Here is a 15,236-nt window from a genome sequence, read left to right as displayed (position 1 = left end):
CGGTTTTTAGAGGTGCCCTTAAAGTATCTTCTTTATTCAGTTCTTCTATTTTTATAGAAGCCCTTTGTTCTTCGTTAAAATTTTTGGGGTCAATCTCTGCTAGTATTTTATATATAAGTTCTTTTTTTTCAATCTCCTTATTATCAGAGAAATCAAATAATGAATTTACAACATCTTCTTCAAAATCTCTCCCATTAGTAATAAAATCATAATTATTATCGTTTCCATCATCTTTATCTGCCAAGGTTAAACATTCAATTCCAAATTTTTCCAAAAGTTTCTTTAAGGGTTTAATACTTTTCTTACCATCTGCTTTTATAATAGATAATCCTAACATGTCCATATCAATACCACTTTTTTCAAACCACTCAGGTAAGGCTCCGTATTCAGTATCACCTTCAACAATAATAACACATTTAGAAAAGAATGCTTCTTTAATATATTGTATTTGCTTATAAAGATGTTTTTCTATTGCGTTTTCTAACTGGATGCTTTGGCCTGAGATTGAAGATAATTTTTTTGAATAGTATAGTCTTACATACTGTTTATAATCATTAAGAAGCACATTGGGTGAATGGGTAACAATTATAGCCTGTCCATAAATGTGGTCGATGTTAAAATTTTCTTTTAAAAAGTTTTTAAAGCTTTCGTCGTTATTTGTAAGCATTTTATGTACTGTTTTAACAAGACTTCGTTGCATATATGGATGCATATGTATTTCGGGTTCGTCAATACAAAGAATAAGCGAAATAGATTTTTTTCCATTGGTATCTGTAAATATGGAATCTTCTTTTTTTTCTGATTCTAAAATCTCTATTGTTTTATTGAGTATATAAAAGAATATTATCAAATTGTATTGAACTCCATAACCTGTGCTGAATATTGTAATTTCATCCTTATCAAGTAAATCTAGTAAACTCAATATCTGATCAAAAACTTCTTTTTTATATCCAACTTTCACGCCAAGATTATGAAAATACTGGAAAGTTTCTAAGTCCTTATTAATCTTAGAAATTAACTGAGTTAGCTCAGAGTCTTTAATATAAGCATTTGGTTCATTGTTAAAATGTTTTTTAACTAAATAGCTTAAGAATTTTCCAGCGCCTCTGCTTTTAGAAAAGTCTAACTCATCCCCAGGTTTGCGTAAGGGGTCATACCTGATCAAATTTGCAAATCTTAGTTTTCTTGAAGAAATTTCTTCATCAGTTTCTTTGTGAAAAATTTTTATACTATCATCAGGATTTTCTTGTTTAATTAATAAGTTTATTTCAATGCTACCATTTTCTGATGTAATTTTTTCTGGAGAAAAAAGGTCATCAAAAATTCCTATTTCAATATTATCCAATTCAAGCTTTAGTTCTATTTCTATGGCTGTATTAACATCTTTAAAATCATCTTTATAAAAACTTCTTTTATTAAAAATAGTATCTAGTAAGTCTAAAATATTTGTCTTGCCTATATTATTTTCCCCTATAATAAAAGTTAAATTAGGATGAAATATTAGATTTATATTATCAAAATTTCTATAATTTTTAATATCAATTTGCTTTATTTTCATAGCTATTCTCTCTCTTCTTTAGAAGTAATCTATTGCTTTCTTAATTTTACTGTTTCTTAGTTAACCGAGTTTTGTTTCTTGCTAAAATTCCCTTTTCGGTGGTTAGGTTGTTTCCCTTCAGGATTCGGCTTCTCCCCCGAATTCCGAGTATTCCCCTCTCCCAAACAACGGAGCTTCTCAAAATTCTCTCGGCAACGCCGATCGTCTAAAGTATAGTTTTTGTCTTTTTCTCCTGTCAAATTTAGACTTGAAAATTAGCATCAATCTTCAAGCTTTATTACTGTACTCTTAACCTGCTCTAATTTTGGGCTGATACCCTTATAGGAAAAGTCACCGACATAGAAAACGATGCTGTTTGTTGCAACATCGGCTGTTATAATCATTGCGGAGATTAAAACTGGATTTTTGGGGTCCCATTCTTCTTGTATATATTTATTCATGCTAGGTCCCCAAAAAAGATAGTAGGTATAGTCGGTGTCTTGCCATGAGGTTACGGAAACAAAATCGCCAAACCCTAGAATGTTTCTAAAAGCACCAATCGTGCTTTCAATTTTTCCCTTTTCTTCGGGGGTGAGTAGGTGGGGCTTTTTTTCTAGCAATAGGGAAAAACGGCATCCGCTTTGAATAATGGTTCCTCCTAAATTATAGTTTTGTGGGGGAGGATCCCTTCGTTCTTCCCCTGTTTCAGGATCGTGCCAGTGACAGAAGGTATACGCCGCTTCATGGGGGCTCCACTCTGGATACCAGAAAATTCTTTGTGTGTTTTCATTGAGTATCGTATATACATGAAACCATCGGTTATTCATGTAATCAACCGGATAGCTGGGGGTTGAAAAATTTAAAAATATATCGTTGACATCAGGTGTAAAGACCAGGATATTTGTGCTTTTTAAAGGGGTATCTACCTGTACCGTCCCGAGGGCCATATTAGTTTTTACTGTAGCCATTGGTTGTATGTCCGGTGCGACGGCCGCCAGATAGCAAATAAGTACTCTATATACCACTTCCTTTTTACCGTTGGACAGAAAATAGGTATAGGATCCTTCAATGAGTATGTATTTTCCCCATCCACTTGATCCTGTAGGGTCGACATCGATTACCTTTCCGTTGACAAATGAAGAGAGGCTTTCTCCCTGTTTAAAAGTTTTTTTAGGATCAATGCCATTGGCAGTGATGAGTTTCTCAATTTTATCTTGTGGAATTTTCTTTATATCAGCGAAAGGGTTCCCCTGGGGAGCCATTGCGGTAAGTTTTTCTTTTGTTGGGACAACTATTGTTTTTGTATCGATTGGTAGAAAGCTAAACAAAGCGGGGCGCTTCTCGGGTATTGGGCTTACTGTCGTTTTGGGTGTGGATGCACAGGAAAACGCTACGAATAGGATTATGGGAACAACTGCAAAACGGACTATCTTTTTCATGATGCCTCCTTTTCTTGTATGGCAGATTTTTTCGTTATGTACTCAGCAGATTGCTGGAATAACCCGGGTGTACCATCACCACCGTGGCCGAATTATCGGCCTAATTCTGAAAGTTTCTGTTTAGCATATGCTGCGGCATCCCTATCTGAGGATCTGGCCATAAGGGTATAAAACTTTTTTGCCTTCTCGATATCTTGTGTTATTTCATATAGGCATGCCAGGTTACTGAGTATGACGTCATCCGATGGAGCTACTTGATAGCCTGCGAGAAAATACCGTTCTGCGTTTTGAAGATCCCCTGACATGGCGTAATATAAGCCACAATCATTATATCCGATAGGGCTCTGAGGAAAATATTCAATAAGGGCTTCGCTGACCGGTTGTACACATTTAAACGCCACATTGTTCCCGCTATCCATCCATTCTGCGATGTAGGTCTGAAGGGTTTCGACAAAAAACGCTTTCCCATTCTCAAGCACCTGTCCATCACTCCATTTCCACTGATGATCATTATTTTTCCCCACCGCAAACAGGGTGAGCAAATAATCCTTTTGTTCGTTATATGCCTTAAGGAGCGAAAGGAACCTGGTTTTGCCGAAATGCATATCGAGCCGGTCAGGATAGAGTTCGATAGCCTTGTTGATAACCTGCAATGCCTTTTCGGTATTGACCCTATCATAGAACACTTCCCCATAGAGGTAGCCAACCTTCTCCCCCGTTGCCGGATCGGTAATGATCATAGCGGTACCCCGAACCGGCGGGTTTTCGTCTCCGAACACTAAGGTTTCCTTGGATGCCATCTTGATATAGTAGTTAAAGTAACCGATCAGCATTTCTGGATCGTCGGGGCTCTTTTTTTCCCATTGTTCCAAATGGGCCTTCAATTCCTGCATCTTGTTTGCCTGCAGTAATTGTAAATAGGTGCTTTTGTCATCTGCAAAGAGAAAAACCACATTTACCACGATCAGTAAAACGGCTAACCATCTATTTTTCATCGCATCGCCCCTTATACCTCTTAACCCCTGTTATTCTAAAAATTATCAGAACCTTAAGTAGTAAAGCTGAACCTTGCCCGTGGGATACGCTGTAACATCAAGAAGAGCGTCCTAACTGGTAGGACTTCCCCTTTCGGTGGGTAGGTAGTTTCCCTTCGGAGTTCGATGTTTCCCTGGACTACGGGTGTTTCCCTATCCCGGACACGAAGCCTGTCAGAATTTTTCGGCACCGCCGATAGCTTGAGTATAATTCCCGGTTCTTTCTGCTGTCAACGCTTGATAGGAAAATTGGACAAAGTTCAAGGATATGATTTTTGTTATTGCTTCCCCCGGGGGGTACCATGTCTGTTTACAGAACACATTTTTACCTTTTACCCTGGAAGACCCTGGGGAACCATGCTATATGTATTGATAGGTCGTACTGCATAAAGGAGGAGTAAGGGTATGCAACGGGGGGCCTTTGTTCTTGGTGCGGCGATGTTCCTTTGTTTGGTGGGCTGTACTACCTTTTACGGGGCGGGCCAGTTAGGGTACGATATGGTTCCTGTCCCGCCGATACATCTTTCCGATGAGAAAGATGCTTCTCAAACCGAATTCCATGGGCTTTTTAAAGTGAGCGGTATTAACAGTCTGCTTTATACCGAGGACTTTTCCTGGATGGCCCAGGGGGGCTTCCTGTATATTCCCAAAACCCCCTTGCTGGATGGTGGGGTGGTAATTCTTTATCCCGGGGCGTTGACCGCCTGGTCAGGTATGGCCGTTTGTAACCATAGTCCTTCAGGGGTTCCTATAGAAAATTTAATTCCCGGTCGCTATATGTTTTATGGGGGATCCTTCCAACAGGGCCTGTATATTATGATGTCCAGCGGGACGAACACTTATGTTCGAAGCGGAATCCAGCTTCAGGGAGCCTATGAAACAGGGCCATACCGGGAGTTTCGCCGGACCATCTCGCAAAACAATCCGTTAAATAGTGAATTTTACTCTTTTATTGATATTTCCTCTTCTCCCTGGTCAGTGACGGTTCTCCTGGATTTGTTGGGGTATCAATATAGTCAGGGGGACAAGTCGTTTATGGTTACTGCCAGTATGGCGTTCCACTGGCCCAGTGTGTTCTCGGTCAAAGATCTGATGAATGATGGGGGATTTAGGACCGCAGGTCTTACGGGAATGTATCGGAAGGACCGCGCCACTTTTTTTGTCAGTTTCAACTCCCTGGCACTCCTGAACATGGGGGTTACCATGGGTGTTATGTATCAACTTCACTAAGAAGAAAAGTCTAAGCAATTAGTTTTCCGCCCATCCTTTGGGAAGCGGTAGGTACCCCAGGACTGTTTCAACATATAAAAAGGGCTGCCGCTATTGACATTTTTACTCTATTTGTTATTCTATTCTGGATAGATGACATTTTTATGTTAATTTGTCAAAAAAGGATATAGCATGGCCTACGAAATTGTTGCAACGGGCATGGCGGTGCCCCCTCGTCGGGTAAGTAACGATGAACTAGCCCAAAAACTTGATACTTCTGACGAATGGATCCGATCCCACACCGGGATAGGGAATAGACACATTGCGGATGAACACACCGCTGCGAGCGACCTGGCGGTGCAGGCCGCTCAATCGGCGCTTCACATGCTCGTAGAACGGGACCCTTCCTTAGGGGGAAGTTACGAAGCGGCTGTTCAATCCCTGGATATGGTGGTTGTCGCTACGGCAACCCCTGACTTTTACGGCTTCCCTTCTACGGCCTGTCTTGTTCAGGATCGCCTGGGGGCACATCGGGCGGGGGCCGTGGATGTGGTGGCGGGATGTACTGCTTTCATCTATGCCCTTGAAACGGCGGCGGGCATGCTTGCCCTTAAGGATAGCCGCCGACGGGCCCTGGTGATTGGTGCGGAGATCCTCAGTAAGGTAACAAACTGGCAGGACCGGAGCACCTGTGTGCTCTTTGGGGATGGGGCTGGCGCGGTAATCCTTGAGAAAACCGATGCCCCCACGAAGGGACAGGGCCGGCGGGGGCTGCTCCGTTCTATCCTGGGTTCCGATGGCTCCGGTGGCGAGCACCTTATCCTCCGGCGTGGGGGAAGCCGCAACCCCTATAGGGCAGGGGAGACCCTGGATCTTCCTCCGGTTATCGAGATGAATGGCCGGGCCGTATACAACTTTGCGGTTAAGGCCGTCACCGATACCATCGATGCCCTGCTCACCGAAGAAGGGATCTCCGTGGAAGATCTTGCCTGGATCGTGCCGCACCAGGCAAACGCCCGGATCGTCCAGGCTGCGGCAAAACGCTTTGGCATCCCTGAAGAAAAGTTCTTTTTAAACATTGAAGAATACGCGAATACTTCGGCCGCTTCTATCCCCATTGCCCTGGATGAGATGAATCGATCCGGTAAACTCCATCGGGGAGATCTTATCTTGATGGTGGGTTTTGGAGCAGGTCTGACCTATGGAGGGAATTTACTCATATGGTAGCAAAAAAGTACGCCTTTCTGTTTCCCGGCCAGGGAGCCCAGTACCCCAAAATGGGGCTTGATCTCTACGAGCAGAGCCCGAGGGTGCGAGACCTGTTTGCCCTGGCCAGTGATGTGGCTCAGATGGATATGCGAAAAATCCTGGAAGAAGCGCCAGAAGAGGAGCTTAAGCGAACGGACCTTTCTCAGCCCCTCATTACCCTGGTGAACCTTTCGGCTGCCGCGGTATTGAGGGAGCGGGGTATCCAGCCGGTGGCCTGTGCGGGCTTTAGTCTGGGAGAATATGCGGCCCTGGTAGAAGCGGGGGTGCTTTCAGTGGAGGATTGTTTTCGCCTGGTTGTTGCCCGGGGTAAGGCCATGCAGGCCGTGGCGGACCGCCTGACCGCAGAAGGGGCGTCAGAGGCACCCAGCGGGGATGCCTCTGGTGGGGTGTCTTCTTCCAGTGCCGGTGGGGTGCCGGGGATGATGGCGGTTCTGGGGCTTTCTGAAGAAGAGGTAGAACGGCTGATCCAGCGGTGGCAAAAGGAGGAGAGCCTGCCATTGTATGCGGCCAATTTTAATAGCCCCCGCCAGGTGGTGGTGGCGGGCACCGGGGCGGCCCTGTCCTTAGCGGAGGAGCGGTTTAAAGCCGCCGGGGCTCGCCGGGTGGTCCGTCTTAAAGTGGCCGGGCCCTTTCATTCGCCCCTCGTGGCAGAGGCCCAGAAAGCCTTTGGACCGCTGTTGGATTCGGTTCCCTTCAGGGATCCGGTGCTTCCCCTCTTTTCAAATGTCACCGGAAGTCTGGTTACAACTGGCGCGGAGGCCCGGGCCCTGGCCCTCCGCCAGATCGTCGAAAGTGTTCGCTGGACCCGGGAAGAGGCCGAATTGGCCCGGCTCGAACTTGATGGGGTTCTGGAAGTTGGTCCCGGGAAGGTCCTGCAGGGACTGTGGAAAGAGATAGGAAGTTCTGTCCCCGCTTTTGGGGCGGGGACCTGGGCAGAAATCGAGGCCATAGAAAAATAGGGACCATATAAAAAGGATGCGGATGGATATCGCCCCTGAAAAAGGGCGGAAATGATATATCACAGAAGAATCTGTCAGGGCCCGGTGTTCTGAGGCCCCTTTGGATTACAGAAAGGATCCTGCCGGATACCCTGGTGGTTCCTATTTTATCCGATGGAAGGAGCAAAAAGGGATGAAGAAGCTGTTAGAAGGAAAAAAGGCCCTGGTTACGGGGGCATCCCGGGGAATTGGGAAGGCCATTGTGGAGCAGTTTTTAGCCGAGGGCGCCGAAGTGTGGGGGCTCAGTACCCGGGAGCCCGCAGACCTGGCAGAACGGACTGCCGCAGCCCAGGGAAGGCTCCATTGGGTGGTGGCTGACCTTTCCCAGCTTTCGGGGATAGAAGCCCTTGTGGAGGGCCTCCAAAAAGAAGTGGGGGGCTTTGACATTCTGGTAAATAATGCGGGAATCACCAAGGATGGCCTTGCCTTTCGCATGAGCCTTGAGGATTTTCAGAAGGTCCTCGATGTAAACTTAACGGCGGCCTTCCTTATTGCCCGAACGGTAGGCCGGGAAATGATCCGGAAAAAAGCGGGTTCCATCATCAACATGTCCAGTGTGGTGGGGCTCCACGGAAACGGGGGACAGGCAAACTATGCGGCCAGCAAGGCCGGACTTATTGGCCTGACAAAAAGCCTTGCCCAGGAACTGGCAAGCCGGAATGTGCGGGTAAACGCCATTGCCCCCGGCTACATTGTCACTGATATGACCGAGGCGATTCCTCAAACCGCAAAGGAAAAATTGATGGACCATATTCCCCTTAAACGACTGGGCCAACCCGAGGACATTGCCCAGGCGGCTCTTTTCCTGGCGAGTGATATGTCTGCATATATCACCGGTCAGGTCATTTCGGTAGATGGCGGTATGTTCATATAAGGAGAAATACGTCTATGAAAACCAGAGTGGTGGTAACAGGAATGGGGGCAATTAGCCCTATTGGCAATTCGGTTCCCGAATTTTCCCAGGCCCTTAAGGCAGGAAAAAGTGGCATCGACCGGATTACCCTTTTTGATACTACTGAATTTGATGTAAAGATTGCGGCGGAGGTAAAAAACTTTGATCCCCTGGTGTGGATTGATAAAAAGGATGCCCGTAAAATGGCCCGATTCACCCAGTTTGCGGTGGCCGCTACGGCCCAGGCCCTCCAACAGGCGGGACTGGTGGAACGGGGCCCCGAGGATCCGGAGAACATCCCCCGAAAACTCCGCTGTAATCCCGAGCGGACGGGAGTGGTGATTGGGAACGGTATCGGTGGCTGGGAGATTACGGAAGAATCCTTCCGTAAACTTATCGCCCATGGTCCTAAACGGGTGCTTCCCCTTACGGTTCCCATGATGATTAACAATGAGGCCGCGGGGAACATTTCCATGGTGTATGGCACCAAGGGCCCCGCCTTTACCCAGGTCACTGCCTGTGCATCGGGAACCGACGCCCTGGGGCAGGCCCTGGATCTGATTCGTTCTGGACGCTGTGATGTGGTAATAGCCGGTGGTACCGAAGCGGCTATCGTTCCCTTTGCCATTGCGGGCTTCCAGATGCTCAAGGCCCTTTCCACCCGGAACGATGAGCCCCAGAGGGCAAGTCGGCCCTTTGATAAAGACCGGGATGGCTTTGTCATGGGCGAAGGGGCAGGGATCCTTATTCTGGAAAGCGAGGCCCATGCGAAGCAGCGGAGGGCTCGAATCCTTGCGGAATTTGCCGGCTATGGAGCCACGGCCGATGCGTACCATATCACGGCCCCCGATCCCACCGGGGAAGGGGGTGGGCGGGCCATGCGGCTTGCCATAGAAGATGCGGGGCTCAAACCGGAGGATATCCAGTACTACAATGCCCACGGGACCAGCACCGAAATCAATGATCCCACCGAAACAAAAATGATAAAACTCGCCTTTGGCGACCATGCCTATAAAATGAAGGTTTCCAGCACCAAGAGCATGACCGGCCACTGTATTGCCGCTGCGGGGGCCCTCGAGGCCATTGCCTGTATCCTGGCTATTACTGAGGGCTTCTATCCCCCGACCATCAATCTGGATCATCCCGATCCAGAGTGTGACCTGGATTATGTGCCCAACCAGGTCCAGTACGGGGAAATTCGGGCCGCGGCCTCCGGTTCCCTGGGCTTCGGGGGCCATAACGGGGTGGTGGTCTTTACCCGTTATACGAACTAAGGGGGAAAATTATGAACGAAATGGAACAACTGTTACCCCATCGGCGGCCCTTTTTATTCGTCGATGTGATCGATGAGGCCACCAAAGAACGCATAGTGGCCCGTCATGTCTTTACCCCGGATGAATTCTTCTTTAGCGGCCACTTTCCCCAGTACCCGGTGGTGCCGGGGGTAATCCTGGTGGAAACCATGGCCCAGGCGGGGGGTGCGGGCCTTCGGAAACTGGGCATCCTCGGGGGGGATTCCCTCTTTTTCCTTGCATCGGTAGATAACGTAAAATTCCGCCGTCAGGTTCGGCCCGGCGATGAGGTGCGCCTGGAAATCGAAAACCTGCGGGTTTCAAGCAGGATGATAAAGCAGGCCGGCAAGGTCTACGTGGGCTCTGAGCTTGCCGCAGAGGCCGAGTGGATGTGCCTTGTGGGAGGCGTTTCGGCGGACGTCGCCGGGGGAAACGCCCAATGAGCTTTCCCATACCGCAGGGTCAATGGCCCTTTTAGTTCATCAGGAGGAAACCAATGATAATTAAACCGATGATCCGCAACAATATCTGCTTAAGTAGCCATCCCACGGGGTGCCTTAAGGCGGTGCAAAACCAGATTAACTACGTTACCACCCACCTGGCGGGTGGCCTCTCTCCTATGGAGGCGGCCCGAAGGGCGCCCCAGGGGGCCCCTCGCCTTGCCCTGGTGATTGGCTGTTCTACGGGCTATGGCCTTGCGAGCCGCATCGCCGCTGCCTTTGGCTATGGGGCCGCTACGGTGGGTATCTCCTTTGAAAAGGCCGGGAGCCCCACCAAACCGGGTACCCCCGGCTGGTACAATAACCTTGCCTTTGATCGGGAAGCCGCCACGGCGGGCCTGGTAAGCCAGAGCCTGGATGGGGACGCCTTTTCCAGCGAAATGAAGGACCGGGCCATCGCGGCAATCAAGGAAGTTGCCCAGAAGGCAGGAATCCCCGCCCAGGTGGACCTGGTGGTCTATTCCCTCGCGAGCCCGGTGCGCACCGATCCCCGGGATGGGACCCTGTATCGCTCGGTGATCAAGCCCATCGGGGCCCCCTTTTCGGGCAAAACCCTGGACATGATGACGGGAAAGATCAGCATCGCTACCGCCGAACCTGCTACGGAGGAAGAGATAGCCCATACGGTAAAGGTGATGGGCGGGGAGGACTGGGAACTGTGGATCGATGCCCTCCTGGCGGCGGGGGTGCTTGCCCCGGGCGCCCGTACCGTAGCTTACACCTACATCGGGCCCGAGCTTTCCTGGCCCATCTATAAAAATGGAACCATTGGAAAAGCCAAGGAACACCTGGAAAAAACAAGCCATGTTTTAAACGACAGACTTGCCAGGCAGGTGGGAGGGGCCGCCTGGGTTTCGGTAAACAAGGCCCTGGTAACCCGGGCGAGCGCGGTAATCCCCATCATCCCCCTCTATATTTCCTGTCTTTTTAAGGTGATGAAAGAAAAGAACCTCCACGAAGGCTGCATCGAGCAATTGGTCCGTCTGTACCGGGATCGGCTCTACACCGTTGAGGCTGCCCGGAATGCCAGCCGGGTCCCGGTCGATGGGGAACGCCGGATCCGTATCGACGACTGGGAGATGCGGGATGATGTGCAGGCCGAGACCAAACGACGCATGGAAGCCGCCACGGAGGAAAATATCTTTGAACTGGCCGACGTGGAAGGGTATCGACACGACTTCCTGGAAGCCCATGGTTTTGATGTGGCCGGTGTGGATTACGAAGCCGATGTGGATCCTTCAGGAATTTAAGGAAAAATGAAAAGGAGCGAATACCATGGATGATAAGAATTTACTTGCCATTATAGAAAAATTCGGCACCAGTTCCATTGCGGAACTTGAACTGAGCGATGGCTCTATTCACCTGGTGTTACGGAAAGAAGCGGCCCTCCGGGGCCGGGGAGAAGGAACCGCCATTGCGACGACCTCTGTGGAAAAACAGGGGGCTCCCGCTCTTTCTTCTGCTGGAAGCGCGGGTGTCGCTTCTGGCTCTGGTCATGACCAGGGGGTACACCTGGGGCTTCCTGCCCACGAAGGGGGCGCCACAGCGGCAGGAACCGAAGTTATTACCAGCCCCATTGTGGCGACCTTTTATCGATCCCCCAGTCCTGATGCGCCTCCCTTCGTAGAGATTGGAAGCAAGGTAAAGGCGGGCCAGACCCTCTGTATCCTCGAAGCCATGAAGATGATGAATCACCTGGAAGCGGAATTCGATTGTGAAATTGTCGCTATCAAGGCCCAAAATGGGGACCTCGTCGAGTATGGGCAGGCCCTCTTCGAAGTAAAACGACTATAGGAGTTTCCCGTGGTACGACGTATCCTCATTGCAAACCGGGGGGAAATCGCCGTCCGGGTTATCCGCACCTGCCGGGAACTGGGCATCGAGACGGTGGCGGTCTATTCCACCGCCGACCGGGATAGCCTCCACGTACAGTTGGCAGATCAGGCGGTGTGTATTGGGCCTCCTCCGTCGGCAAAAAGTTACCTGGTAAAGGAAAATCTCATCATGGCGGCCCTCAGGACTGGCTGTCAGGCCATTCATCCGGGGGTTGGGTTCTTGTCAGAAAGTGCCGACTTTGCCCGGGCGGTGCAGAAAGAAGGACTTATTTTTATCGGTCCCGACCCGGAGGTGATCGACCTATTGGGAGACAAGGTTCAGGCCCGGAACACCGCCAAGAAGTATGGCCTTCCAATTACTCCGGGCACCGAAGGGGCCGTCCAGGACCCCGTGGAGGCGGCAAAAATTGCCCGGGAACTGGGGTACCCGGTCATCATAAAAGCCGCGGCCGGTGGCGGCGGTAAAGGGATGCGGGTAATCCGTCGGGAAGAAGAACTGGCGGAAAACCTGGCTATCGCCAGTCGAGAGGCGGCGGCTAACTTTGCGGATGGCACGGTGTTTATCGAAAAATACCTCGAAAACCCCCGACACGTGGAACTGCAGATTGTGGCCGATGGGAAAGGAACGGTCCTCGTCCTGGGAGAACGGGACTGTTCGGTTCAAAAGCGGCATCAAAAGCTTATCGAAGAAAGCCCCTCCCCCGCGGTAGATGAGGATATGCGGCGACGCATGTCCGAAGGGGCGGTGCGCATGTTCCGGGAACTGAAGTATCGGGGCGCGGGAACCATCGAATTCCTGGTGTCCGGTAAGGACTTTTATTTTATGGAAGTAAATGCCCGCATCCAGGTGGAACATCCGGTAAGCGAGTTCGTGACGGGTATCGACATTATCCGTCAGCAGATTCTAGCCTGTACCGAAGGCCGCATGGAGATTGACCCTGAGACGGTCCGCCTTTCGGGGTGGTCCATCGAGTGTCGGATTAACGCCCTGAGTCCCGGCAAGGTGCATCGCCTCGATGTTCCCGGTGGCCCCGGGGTTCGATTCGATTCTTTTCTGTATAGCGGCTGTACGGTGCCCCCCCACTATGACTCCATGGTGGCTAAGCTTATTGTGTATGCGCCAACCCGCCCCCTTGCCCTGGCCCGGATGGATCGGGCCCTTCGGGAACTGCGGATCGAAGGGATCAAAACGAATGCGGCCCAGCAGCGGTGGATTATAAACCATCCAAAGTTCCAGAGTGGTGATTTTGGGACTGGCTACTATGCCGAAATAGAAAAGGAGGTGGAACATGTCCACTGAGAACCCCTGTCCCTCCTGTGGGGCCCTCCATGATGAAGCAACTATCGCGGCGGCCCTTAAAACCTGCCCATCCTGTGGCTATCATTACCGGATGGAGCCCGCCGAACGCCTTTCCTACCTGGTGGATCCGGGGAGCTTTGTGGAATTTTCGGCCAACCTCCGTTCGTTAAATCCCATTGATCTTGCGGGCTACGAAGAAAAGCTTTCTGAAGCAGAGGCCAAAGCCCGGATGAAAGAGGCGGTTATCACCGGCACCGCCGCCATCGAGGGAAAGCCCGTGGTGTTGGCCCTTATGTCCTTTAATTTTATGGGAGGATCCATGGGCTCGGTAGTGGGAGAAAAGATAACCCGGGCCCTTCTTAAGGGGGCCCAGGAGCGAAAACCGGTGATTATTTATACCACCAGCGGGGGAGCCCGCATGCAGGAAGGGATTTTTTCCCTCATGCAGATGGCCAAAACCTCCAGCGCCGTGGCGGAACTCGGGAAGGCCGGGGTTCCCTATTTTGTGGTACTCTGTGATCCCACCACAGGCGGGGTGACCGCCAGTTTTGCCATGCTCGCCGATGTGACACTGGCTGAACCGGGGGCGCTCATTGGTTTTGCGGGTCCCCGGGTTATCGAGGGAACCATCCGACAAAAATTGCCCGAGGGCTTCCAGCGGGCCGAATTCCAGCTGGAAAAGGGTTTTGTAGATGCGATCGTGCCGCGAAAGGAACAGCGCCGTTTCCTTTCCCTCCTCATCGATCTGCATCGTCCTGCCTGTGGAAACGGTCAGGGATGGGATGTGGACGAAACGCCCCAGGGGCTTTCCAGGGAGGCCTAGGATGCAGAAAAGTCTTGAAAAAAAACTAGAAGAATTAAAAGAACTGGCCCAAAAGCAGGGCATTGATGTGCAGGAAGAACTCAGCCAGATTGAAGCGAAGATTCGGGCCGCATCAAAAACCGAACAGGCCTGGCGGCGGGTAGAACTGGCCCGTCATCCGGATCGCCCCTATTCATTAGACTATATTACCCGTATTTTTGATAACTTTATCGAACTCCACGGGGACCGCTATTTTGCGGATGACCCCGCCATTGTGGGAGGTCTGGGATTTTTGAATGGCATGCCCGTTACCATCATTGCCAACCAGAAGGGCCGAACCTTAAAGGAAAACATGCGCCGTAACCACGGCATGGCAAATCCCGAGGGGTATCGCAAGGCCCTGCGCCTTGCCAAGCAGGCAGAAAAATTCCGTCGCCCTATCATCACCTTTGTGGATACCTCCGGGGCCTATCCTGGACTTGGGGCGGAAGAACGGGGAATCGGGGAAGCCATCGCCCGGAACCTTATGGAATTGAGCCAGCTTAAGACGCCCATTATTTGTGTTATCATTGGGGAAGGCGGCTCCGGCGGTGCCCTGGGGATTTGCGTGGGAGATAAGATCTACATGCTTGAAAACGCCATCTACTCGGTGATTAGCCCCGAAGGCTGCGCTTCCATTCTTCTTCGGGATGCAAGCCGGGCGCGGGATGCGGCGGCCATGCTCAGGATTACCAGTGCGGATCTGTTAGAATTCAAGATCGTTAATGGAGTAATTCCTGAACCGCCGGGTGGGGCCCATACCGATGTGGATGCGACAGCCCGGGCCATCAAAGAAGTATTGGTCCGGGACCTTTCCGATTTGTGCCAGCGGAATCCGGCGGTACTGGTGCGATATCGAAACCAGAAGATCCGGAAAATTGGTCACTGGCACGAGGGCAGTGACGAATAATTGGAACCCTCGCTGAAAAAGGAGGCCCCTTAGCGAAATCGGGGCTGCTGGAAAAGGCCGGTGAATGGAGGGACCCCCTGTTTTGACGGGGCCCGATTTTCTGGGTGAAGTCCCCTTTGCATTCCCCGGCTCCCTAAAGGGGGGGGACAATACCCTTTTTCTGGGGCAAGGCACGACGCT

At 50.6% G+C, this 15,236-nt stretch carries 14 protein-coding genes; 11 read left to right on the top strand and 3 right to left on the bottom strand.

Translation table 11 applies throughout. From position 1 onward, the window contains the following. The 3 genes from C5O22_RS12450 to C5O22_RS12440 all read right to left on the bottom strand — a co-directional run. Positions 1–1,558, bottom strand: a 1,558-nt coding sequence (locus C5O22_RS12450) for an ATP-dependent nuclease (RefSeq protein WP_132782295.1), incomplete at its 3' end; no start/stop codon positions are given. Positions 1,559–1,818: 260 nt separating this feature from the next. After that, on the bottom strand, positions 1,819–2,976 hold the full coding sequence (locus tag C5O22_RS12445; RefSeq protein WP_132782293.1) for a hypothetical protein: 1,158 nt from the start codon (positions 2,974–2,976) through the stop codon (positions 1,819–1,821). A gap of 92 nt (positions 2,977–3,068) precedes the next feature. After that, positions 3,069–3,971 carry a tetratricopeptide repeat protein gene (locus C5O22_RS12440; RefSeq protein WP_132782291.1) on the bottom strand — a complete coding sequence of 301 codons (903 nt, stop codon included), beginning with the start codon at positions 3,969–3,971 and terminating at the stop codon, positions 3,069–3,071. Positions 3,972–4,415: 444 nt separating this feature from the next. On the opposite strand from C5O22_RS12440, the gene C5O22_RS12435 reads away from it, so the two are divergent. The 11 genes from C5O22_RS12435 to C5O22_RS12385 all read left to right on the top strand — a co-directional run bounded on the left by C5O22_RS12435 (position 4,416) and on the right by C5O22_RS12385 (position 15,056). After that, entirely contained in the window at positions 4,416–5,240 is an 825-nt protein-coding gene (locus C5O22_RS12435) for a hypothetical protein (protein ID WP_132782289.1), read from the top strand. Between the two features lie 171 nt (positions 5,241–5,411). Beyond that, complete coding sequence (locus tag C5O22_RS12430; protein ID WP_132782287.1) at positions 5,412–6,446, top strand: beta-ketoacyl-ACP synthase III; 1,035 nt, start codon at positions 5,412–5,414, stop codon at positions 6,444–6,446. Next, on the top strand, positions 6,440–7,447 hold the full coding sequence (locus tag C5O22_RS12425; RefSeq protein ID WP_132782285.1) for an ACP S-malonyltransferase: 1,008 nt from the start codon (positions 6,440–6,442) through the stop codon (positions 7,445–7,447). The genes C5O22_RS12430 and C5O22_RS12425 overlap by 7 nt, the downstream gene beginning before the upstream one ends. Positions 7,448–7,619: 172 nt before the next feature. Then, positions 7,620–8,360, top strand: coding sequence for a 3-oxoacyl-[acyl-carrier-protein] reductase (gene fabG / locus C5O22_RS12420; protein ID WP_132782283.1), 741 nt, complete (start codon positions 7,620–7,622; stop codon positions 8,358–8,360). Positions 8,361–8,374: 14 nt separating this feature from the next. Then, positions 8,375–9,652, top strand: a complete 1,278-nt coding sequence (gene fabF / locus C5O22_RS12415) for a beta-ketoacyl-ACP synthase II (RefSeq protein ID WP_132782282.1) — start codon at positions 8,375–8,377, stop codon at positions 9,650–9,652. An 11-nt stretch (positions 9,653–9,663) separates the two neighbouring features. Beyond that, complete coding sequence (gene fabZ, locus C5O22_RS12410) at positions 9,664–10,113, top strand: 3-hydroxyacyl-ACP dehydratase FabZ (RefSeq protein WP_132782280.1); 450 nt, start codon at positions 9,664–9,666, stop codon at positions 10,111–10,113. 53 nt (positions 10,114–10,166) lie between these two features. Further along, positions 10,167–11,420, top strand: a complete 1,254-nt coding sequence (fabV, locus tag C5O22_RS12405; protein ID WP_132782279.1) for an enoyl-ACP reductase FabV — start codon at positions 10,167–10,169, stop codon at positions 11,418–11,420. Between the two features lie 25 nt (positions 11,421–11,445). Next, positions 11,446–11,964, top strand: coding sequence for an acetyl-CoA carboxylase biotin carboxyl carrier protein (gene accB / locus C5O22_RS12400; protein ID WP_132782278.1), 519 nt, complete (start codon positions 11,446–11,448; stop codon positions 11,962–11,964). Positions 11,965–11,973: 9 nt separating this feature from the next. Continuing rightward, on the top strand, positions 11,974–13,305 hold the full coding sequence (locus C5O22_RS12395) for an acetyl-CoA carboxylase biotin carboxylase subunit (protein WP_132782276.1): 1,332 nt from the start codon (positions 11,974–11,976) through the stop codon (positions 13,303–13,305). Beyond that, positions 13,295–14,128: an acetyl-CoA carboxylase, carboxyltransferase subunit beta gene (accD, locus tag C5O22_RS12390; RefSeq protein WP_132782275.1), complete on the top strand. Its 834-nt coding sequence runs from the start codon at positions 13,295–13,297 to the stop codon at positions 14,126–14,128. The genes C5O22_RS12395 and accD overlap by 11 nt, the downstream gene beginning before the upstream one ends. Before the next feature lies 1 nt (position 14,129). After that, positions 14,130–15,056 carry an acetyl-CoA carboxylase carboxyltransferase subunit alpha gene (locus tag C5O22_RS12385; protein WP_132782273.1) on the top strand — a complete coding sequence of 309 codons (927 nt, stop codon included), beginning with the start codon at positions 14,130–14,132 and terminating at the stop codon, positions 15,054–15,056. Positions 15,057–15,236: the final 180 nt, after the last annotated feature.

Origin of the sequence: Treponema sp. J25, assembly GCF_004343725.1 — a bacterium.
GTDB lineage: Bacteria > Spirochaetota > Spirochaetia > Treponematales > Breznakiellaceae > J25.
The sequence above is the reverse complement of the archived record's forward strand: the minus strand, read 5'-3'. Positions and strand labels throughout refer to the sequence as shown.